The 7,612-nt window shown below is 67.7% G+C and carries 8 protein-coding genes and 1 pseudogene; 7 read left to right on the forward strand and 2 right to left on the reverse strand.

The features are described 5' to 3' along the window. The 6 genes from Q0Q02_RS22145 to Q0Q02_RS22170 all read left to right on the forward strand — a co-directional run. Positions 1 to 588, forward strand: a 588-nt coding sequence (locus Q0Q02_RS22145; protein ID WP_293812779.1) for an RsmB/NOP family class I SAM-dependent RNA methyltransferase, incomplete at its 5' end; no start/stop codon positions are given. Between the two features lie 84 nt (positions 589 to 672). Next, positions 673 to 2,391: a heparinase II/III family protein gene (locus tag Q0Q02_RS22150; RefSeq protein WP_293812780.1), complete on the forward strand. Its 1,719-nt coding sequence runs from the start codon at positions 673 to 675 to the stop codon at positions 2,389 to 2,391. Between the two features lie 101 nt (positions 2,392 to 2,492). Next, positions 2,493 to 4,085, forward strand: coding sequence for a bifunctional phosphoribosylaminoimidazolecarboxamide formyltransferase/IMP cyclohydrolase (gene purH / locus Q0Q02_RS22155; protein WP_293812782.1), 1,593 nt, complete (start codon positions 2,493 to 2,495; stop codon positions 4,083 to 4,085). A 74-nt stretch (positions 4,086 to 4,159) separates the two neighbouring features. Next, entirely contained in the window at positions 4,160 to 5,338 is a 1,179-nt protein-coding gene (locus Q0Q02_RS22160; RefSeq protein ID WP_293812784.1) for a low temperature requirement protein A, read from the forward strand. Between the two features lie 3 nt (positions 5,339 to 5,341). Continuing rightward, positions 5,342 to 5,620, forward strand: a complete 279-nt coding sequence (locus tag Q0Q02_RS22165) for a hypothetical protein (RefSeq protein WP_293812785.1) — start codon at positions 5,342 to 5,344, stop codon at positions 5,618 to 5,620. After that, on the forward strand, positions 5,617 to 6,105 hold the full coding sequence (locus Q0Q02_RS22170; RefSeq protein WP_293812787.1) for a YbaK/EbsC family protein: 489 nt from the start codon (positions 5,617 to 5,619) through the stop codon (positions 6,103 to 6,105). The genes Q0Q02_RS22165 and Q0Q02_RS22170 overlap by 4 nt, the downstream gene beginning before the upstream one ends. 3 nt (positions 6,106 to 6,108) lie before the next feature. Here Q0Q02_RS22170 and Q0Q02_RS22175 read toward each other — a convergent pair whose 3' ends face one another. Then, entirely contained in the window at positions 6,109 to 6,912 is an 804-nt protein-coding gene (locus Q0Q02_RS22175) for a DUF72 domain-containing protein (protein ID WP_293812789.1), read from the reverse strand. 206 nt (positions 6,913 to 7,118) lie between these two features. Here Q0Q02_RS22175 and Q0Q02_RS23855 point away from each other — a divergent pair. Then, positions 7,119 to 7,253, forward strand: a pseudogene (locus Q0Q02_RS23855) (helix-turn-helix domain-containing protein); the annotation flags it as partial. 156 nt (positions 7,254 to 7,409) lie between these two features. Here Q0Q02_RS23855 and Q0Q02_RS22185 read toward each other — a convergent pair. Beyond that, the coding region (locus tag Q0Q02_RS22185; protein WP_293812793.1) for a hypothetical protein at positions 7,410 to 7,612 on the reverse strand (203 nt) is incomplete at its 5' end.

Genomic DNA, 7,612 nt, shown 5'->3' on the forward strand with positions numbered 1-7,612 from the left:
GGCGAGCGCATCGCCGATCTCTGCGCCGCGCCCGGCGGCAAGACCGCCCAGATCGCGGCAGCCGGCGCCCATGTCACCGCGCTCGATCGCTCCGGCCCGCGCCTGCGCCGTCTCAAGGCCAATCTCGCCCGGCTCGGTCTTTCCGCCGAGGTGGTCACCGCCGACGCCGCAACCTGGAAGGCGGAAGCCTTCGACGCCGTGCTGCTCGATGCCCCCTGCAGCGCGACCGGCACGATCCGCCGCCACCCCGACGTCGCCTGGACGAAGCTGCCGGAGGATCGCGACCGTCTCGCCGCCTTGCAGGCCCGCCTGTTCGATGCCGCCGCAGCGCTGACCAAGCCCGGCGGGCGCCTCGTCTACTGCACCTGTTCGTTGGAGCCGCAGGAGGGCGAGGCGCAGACCGAAGCCTTCCTCGCACGCAATCCCCAGTTTCGTCGCGAGCCCGTCCAGCCTGCGGAAATCGGCGGTTTGACCGATGCGATCGACGCGAACGGCGATATCCGCACCTTGCCGCACCAGTTGAAGGGCGAAACCCCGCGCCTTTCGGGATGGGCGGGATTTTACGCAACCCGCCTGATCAGGCTATGACGGGACCGGGATTCGCGCGGCGCGCCGCCGCGCCCGGTGACGGAGCGTACGGGGGATTTGAGCGGCTGGTCTGAGCGACGGGGATTGGCCCAGGCCGCGATCGGACGGGCGGCACGGCGGACCCGTGGCCAGTTCGTCGGGGCGACCCGCAAGCTCTGGCCCTTCGGCCGCAGCGGCGCCACCCGCCTGCTCTTCGCCCCGCATGACCTGCGCACCGCCGATCCGACGACGGCCAGCGATTTCTACGCCGGCTATTACGCTTTCGCCGGACGGACCCTGCGCAGCCACGGCGAATCGCCCTTCGACGCGACGCCGCCGAGCGATGCCTGGGCGGAAGGACTCTACGGCTTCGGCTGGCTGCGCCACATGCGCGCCGCCGACACGGCGATCGCCCGCGCCAATGCCCGCAGCCTGGTCGAGGATTTCATCAGCCGGCGCCGCGACCGCCACGATATCGCCCGGCGCCCGGCCGTGGCGGCCCGCCGACTCATTTCCTTCCTGTCGCATTCCCCGCTGCTGCTGGAAGGCGCCGACCACGCCTTCTACGAGCGCTATCTGCGCCATGTCTCGCGCCTCACCGACCGGGTCAGCCTGGCGCTGGCCGGCGCCGTCGAGGGCGCCGACCGGTTGAATGGCCTGATTGCCGTCGCCTTCGCTGCGATCTGCCTGGACGGCCAGGACAGCCGCCGGCGCCGGGTTGAGATCCTGCTTTCCGAGGAGCTCACCGAGCAGATCCTGCCCGATGGCGGCCATCTCTCGCGCAATCCGCGCCTGCTGATCGAGTTCCTGCTCGACCTCCTGCCCCTGCGCGAGACCTTCGCCGCCCGCGGGCTCGAACCGCCGCGCGGGGTGATGACCGCGATCGAGCGGATGATGCCGCATTTGCGCCTGTTCCGGCATGGCGACGGCGCGCTCGCGCTGTTCAACGGCATGGGCACGACGCCGCCTGACCTGATGGCGACGCTCGCCGCCTATGACGACGCACGCGGCCGTCCCACCGAGCACGCCGCCTATTCCGGCTATAGCCGCCTCTCGGCCGAACGCAGCATGGTCGTCACCGATGCCGGCCCGCCACCGCGCGGCGCCTATTCGGTCGAGGCCCATGCCGGCTGCCTCGCCTTCGAGTTCTCCAGCGGCCCGCAGCGCATCATCGTCAATTGCGGCGTCAGCCGCTTCGGCCCGCCTGACCTGAAGCTCGCCGCCCGCAGCACCGCCGCCCATTCCACGCTCGTCCTCGACGATCGCTCCAGCGCCAGTTTCGGCATGGTGCTGGGCGAGATGCGCATCATCGCCGGCCCCCGCGACGTCCGCGTCGCACGCCAGGACACTCCGGAAGGGCCTGAATGGGTTGCAAGCCATGACGGCTATCGCCGCAGCCTCGGCGCAATCCATACCCGCCGCCTGATGCTCGCCCGCGACGGCGCAGCCCTCGCAGGCGAGGACGAAATCGCCCTGACCGGTACGCGTACGGAACTCGCCGCTGCCTTGCGCTTCCATCTGCATCCCAATGTCCGCGCCAGCCTTGTGCGCAACGGCACCGGCGCCCTGTTGGCGCTCGCCTCGGGCGAGGTCTGGAGTTTCGAAGCCGGCGGCCTGACGATCGCCATCGAGGAGAGCATCTTCCTCGCCTCATCCGACGGCAGGCGGCGCACCGAGCAGCTCGTCATCGCCTTCGATGCGGTGACGACACCGCGCGTCACCTGGCGCCTCAGCCGCATCAGCGCCGCCAATCCCCGCGCCGGCAAGACGGTCGCCGCCGCGATCGCCGAGCGTGAAGCCAGGGAACCCGCACCCGACGCGTGACGGTTCTGCGACGGCAGCTTTTGCCTTTTGCAACGCAGCATGATAGCCCGCGCGCGTCTGCCGAAACTGCCTTCCTGCAATCAAAGCCGGACCTGATCCCGATGCCGAATGAGCTTCGCCGCGTCGAACGCGCGCTCCTTTCCGTTTCCGACAAGACGGGGCTGATCGATTTCGCGCGCGCCCTGCACAAGCTCGGCATCGCGCTGGTCTCGACCGGCGGCACCGCCAAGGCGATCGCCGAGGCCGGCCTGCCTGTCAGCGACGTCTCCGACCTCACCGGCTTCCCCGAGATGATGGACGGCCGGGTCAAGACACTGCATCCGAAGGTCCATGGCGGCCTGCTCGCCATCCGCTCGCATCCCGAGCACCAGGCCTCGATGCTCGGCCACGGCATCCAGCCGATCGACCTGCTCGTCGTGAATCTCTACCCGTTCGAGGCGACGGTCGCGGCCGGCAAGGCCTATGACGACTGCATCGAGAACATCGACATCGGCGGTCCCGCGATGATCCGCGCCGCCGCCAAGAACCATCACGACGTCGCCGTCGTGGTCGAGCCGGCGGACTACCCTTCCGTCCTCGCCGATCTCGAGGCCCAGAAGGGCGCGACGACGCTGACGCTGCGCCGCAAGCTCGCGCAGAAGGCCTATGCCCGCACCGCGGCCTATGACGCCGCGATCTCGAACTGGTTCGCCAATGAGCTGGGCGATACCGCCCCGGCCTTCCGCGCGCTCGGCGGCGCGCTTGCCGAGACGATGCGCTATGGCGAGAACCCGCATCAATGGGCCGCCTTCTACCGCACGCCGGAGAACCGCCCGGGCGTCTCGACCGCCCGCCAGGTCCAGGGCAAGCAGCTCTCCTACAACAACATCAACGACACCGACGCCGCCTTCGAATGCGTCGCCGAGTTCGCACCGGAGGCCTCGGCCGCCTGCGTCATCGTCAAGCACGCCAATCCCTGCGGCGTCGCTGCCGGCAGCTCGCTGCTCGAAGCCTATGAGCGCGCGCTCGCCTGCGATCCGGTCTCGGCCTTCGGCGGCATCGTCGCGCTGAACCGCAAGCTCGATGCGGCTGCGGCGAAGAAGATCGTCGAGATCTTCACCGAGGTCATCATCGCCCCCGACGCCGACGAGGAGGCGGTCGCGATGATCGCCGCCAAGAAGAACCTGCGCCTGCTGCTGACCGGCGGCCTGCCGGATGTCCGCGCGCCGGGCCTCGCGCTGCGCACCGTCTCCGGCGGCTTCCTCGTCCAGTCGCGCGACAATGCCGTCGTTGACGACATGGAGCTCAAGGTCGTGACCAAGCGCCGGCCGAGCGAGCGCGAGCTCGCCGATCTGCGCTTCGCCTTCCGCGTCGCCAAGCACGTCAAGTCGAACGCCATCGTCTATGCGAAGGACCTCGCCACCGTCGGCATCGGCGCCGGCCAGATGAGCCGCGTCGATTCCTCGCGCATCGCCGCCTGGAAGGCTGCCGAAGCCGCGAAGGCGGCGGGCGTGTCGGAAAGCCTGGCCAAGGGCTCGGTCGTCGCCTCCGACGCCTTCTTCCCCTTCGCCGACGGCCTGCTGGCCGCGGCCGAGGCCGGCGCGACCGCCGTGATCCAGCCCGGCGGCTCGATGCGCGACGACGAGGTCATCAAGGCCGCCGACGAGGCCGGCCTCGCCATGGTCTTCACCGGGCACCGCCACTTCCGCCATTGACGGCGGCGCAGGCCGCAGGACACCTTCGCTGACAGGCCGTGCGCAAAGCCGCGCGGCAGGGGACAGGGGTCTGCATGGCGAAAACTCACAAGCCCGGCGCGCTGCTCAGGGAGCGCGTCGAACACCAGCATGCGAGGGTCAGCTATGTGGAGCTGTTCTTCGACCTGGTCTTCGTCTTCGCGATCACCCAGATCTCGCACACGCTGCTCGAACATTTCAGCGTGCTCGGGCTCGCCCAGGCCGCTTTCCTGCTCGGCGCCGTCTGGTGGATCTGGATCTATACGAGCTGGGCGACGAACTGGCTCGATCCCGAGCGCTCGCCGGTCCGGATCCTGCTCTTCGCCCTGATGTTCCTCGGACTGGTGATGTCCTGCGCGCTGCCGGAAGCCTTCGGCGCGAACGGCCTCGCCTTCGCCGGCGCCTATGTCGCAGCCCAGCTCCTCCGCTCGATCTTCATGATGGCGAGCCTCAGGGACGCTTCGCCCGCCAATTACCGCAACTTCCAGCGCATCACGATCTGGCTCGCCTGCTCCGGTGTGTTCTGGATCGCCGGGGGACTGAGCGAAGGCCCCGTGCGCTTCGGGTTCTGGCTGGTCGCGCTCGGCGTTGAATATGTCGGACCGGCCGTCGGCTTCCGTACCCTGCGCCTCGGCCGCTCGCTCACCAGCGACTGGAATGTCGAGGGCGGCCATCTCGCCGAGCGCTGCGCGCTCTTCATCATCATCGCCCTCGGCGAATCCGTCATCATGACCGGCGCCACCGCCGCGAAGCTGGCGCCGACCGCCGTCAATCTGACCGCCTTCCTCAATTCCTTCCTCAGCACGGTCGCGATGTGGTGGATCTATTTCCATATCGGCGCGGAGCGCGGCAGCCAACTCATCGCCCATACCTCCGATCCCGGCCGGATCGCCCGGATCGCCTATACCTATCTGCATGTCCTGCTGGTCGCCGGCATCATCCTCGTCGCCGTCGGCGACGAACTGGTGATCGCGCACCCCACCGGTCATACCGACGGCAGGACGGCGATCGCCGCCCTCGCCGGCCCGGCCTTCTACCTGCTCGGCAATCTGCTATTCAAACGCATCACGGCCGGCTGGTATCCGCTCTCGCACCTCGTCGGCCTCGGCCTGCTCGCGCTGCTCACGCCGGCCTGGACGGTGCTGCCGCCGCTCGGCTTCAGCCTCGCGGCGACGGCGATCCTGATCCTGGTCGCGACCTGGGAAGCGATCTCGCTACGGACCAAGGAGGCCTGATCCATGCACACCATCAAGGTCATCGGCATCGGCTTCGCCCTGCTCGGCATCCTGCTCGTCCTGGCTCCGCGCCTCTCGATCTCCGCCGGACGGCCGATCCCCTTCGCCGTGAAACTGTTCCTGCCACTCTGGTTCGCCGGCGCGCTGATCAATCTCTGGATCGGCGTCGCGCGGGCGGGCTATACCGTCATGGAGGAAGCGCCGATCTTCCTCGTCGTCTTCGGCGTGCCGGCGATCGCCAGCCTGCTGATCCTGTGGCTGACCTCCCGAATTGCCCGATGAGCCTCGAATCCGTCCGCACCTTCTTCTCCGAACACGCTCCCGACATCACGGTCATCGTGACGCCTGAGAGCAGCGCCACCGTGCCGCTCGCCGCCGCCGCTCATGGAGTCGAGCCCGGCCAGATCGCCAAGACGCTCTCCTTGCGCATCGGCGAGGAGGTGGTGCTGGTCGTCACGCGCGGCGATGCGCGGCTCGACAACAGGAAGGCCAAGGCGGCGCTCGGCGGCAAGCCGCGCATGCTCGGCCAGGAGGAGGTCGAGGCCCTGACCGGCCACCCGGTCGGCGGCGTCTGCCCCTTCGGCCTCGCGACGCCCCTCAAGGTCTATTGCGATATCTCGCTCAAGGCCTTCGACATCGTCGTGCCGGCCGCCGGCTCGACCCACAGCGCACTGCGCATCGCGCCTGAGCGTATGGCCGAGCTGACCCGGGCCGAATGGGTCGATACCTGCCAGGAAGCTGCGCAGGAGGCGGCCGCGGCGGAGTGAGGCTCAAACCTTGGTCCGAGCGATCAATTCCATCGCAGCGGCGGGATTACGCACCTTGTCGCCGCTGATGACATAGAGAAACACGTCGCGTGCCTCGGCCTTCGCCGCCGGGCCGACCGGCTCCAACCCTTCCGGCACGCCGCCCCTGGCCCAGGCCTGCGCGCCCTTGGTCCAGCGATCGAGGCCGGCCTCGGAATAGCCCTTCGGCTCGGCTTCCTTGGTCCCCATGATCCGCGCATAGACGAAGGGCGCCGTGACATCGGCGATCTGCGTATAGTCCGCATCGGCCGAGGTAATCGCCGCAATGCCGTATTCGCGCAGCAGCGCGATGAAATCCGGCGAGCGGAAGCTATCATGCCGGACCTCGACGGCATGGCGCAGCGCGATCCCGTCCAGCTCCTTCGGCAGCAGCTTGAGAAAAGCTTCGAAATCGACGGGGTCGAACTGCTTCGTCGGCATGAACTGCCAATTGATCGGGCCGAGCTTGTGCTTGAGCTCGGTCAACCCGCTGGTCAGGAATTTCTCGACCGAAGGCCCGGCTTCCGCCAGCACGCGCCGGTTCGTGCAGAAGCGCGAGCCCTTCAGCGCGAAGACGAAATCCTCCGGCGTCTCCTCGCGCCATTTGGCGAAGCTCTCGGGCTTCTGCGAGCCGTAATAGGTGCCGTTGATCTCGATCGAGGTCAGCTTGCTCGCGGCATATTCGAGCTCGCGCTTCTGGGGCAGCCCGTCCGGGTAGAACGCCCCGCGCCAGGGCTCGAACACCCAGCCGCCGATGCCGATATGGATCTTGCCTGCTTCGCGGGCCATGGGGTGCTCCGTTCTTCCGATACCGATACTGGCGCGGATGACGGGTCCGGCGCCACCCGCTTTCGGCATTGATCGACGCTACTCCCGTGGGCGACAGGCAGATGTCAGGAGATCTGGCTGCGCCCCGGTGGATGCGTCATGCCGCTACGGCATAATGGGGGGCATTATTCGTCGCTTTGCAGCGGAAATTTCCGATGAAACCGGAAATGGTAGACGTGAACCGCCATATCGGAGCCCGGCTTCGGCTCCTGCGCGGCAAGTTGGGTCTTTCCCTGAAGAAGATTGGCTCGTGGCTCGATGTCAGCCATCAGCAGGTCAGCAATTTCGAGGATGGTACGAATCGGCTGTCTGCCGACGCGCTTTTCGTTCTCTCGCGGGAAATGAATGTCGACCCGGGCTTCTTCTTCGAAGGTCTTTTCGGACATCACTCGAAGCACGGTCTCGCCGACCCTGCGGCAGCGGATTATCTTGCCAGGCCCTTATCGTTTCCGGAAAGCTCACGACTGGATGAAGCCTTCGCCCGCATCCGTTCGAGACAGCAGCGTGTGCTTGCCGTCCGACTTGTGGAAACGGTTGCTGAAACGGAAGCCGACGGTGTGCGTAGGGAACGATCCGGTAGCGCAGAGCCTGATCGCTGAGCCCCAGACGCAAAACCCCGCCGCTCGCGCGACGGGTTTTTGGTAATATTGGTTGCGGGGGC

It is taken from the genome of uncultured Allobosea sp. (assembly GCF_945956895.1).
GTDB lineage: Bacteria > Pseudomonadota > Alphaproteobacteria > Rhizobiales > Beijerinckiaceae > Allobosea.

What these genes read in the sequence shown, in the direction of transcription:
- purH (WP_293812782.1), top strand. Translation starts at nt 2,493, where the DNA reads ATGCCGAATGAGCTTCGCCGCGTCGAACGCGCGCTCCTTTCCGTTTCC.
- Q0Q02_RS22160 (WP_293812784.1), top strand. Translation starts at nt 4,160, where the DNA reads ATGGCGAAAACTCACAAGCCCGGCGCGCTGCTCAGGGAGCGCGTCGAA.
- Q0Q02_RS22165 (WP_293812785.1), top strand. Translation starts at nt 5,342, where the DNA reads ATGCACACCATCAAGGTCATCGGCATCGGCTTCGCCCTGCTCGGCATC.
- Q0Q02_RS22170 (WP_293812787.1), top strand. Translation starts at nt 5,617, where the DNA reads ATGAGCCTCGAATCCGTCCGCACCTTCTTCTCCGAACACGCTCCCGAC.
- Q0Q02_RS22175 (WP_293812789.1), bottom strand. Translation starts at nt 6,912, where the DNA reads ATGGCCCGCGAAGCAGGCAAGATCCATATCGGCATCGGCGGCTGGGTG.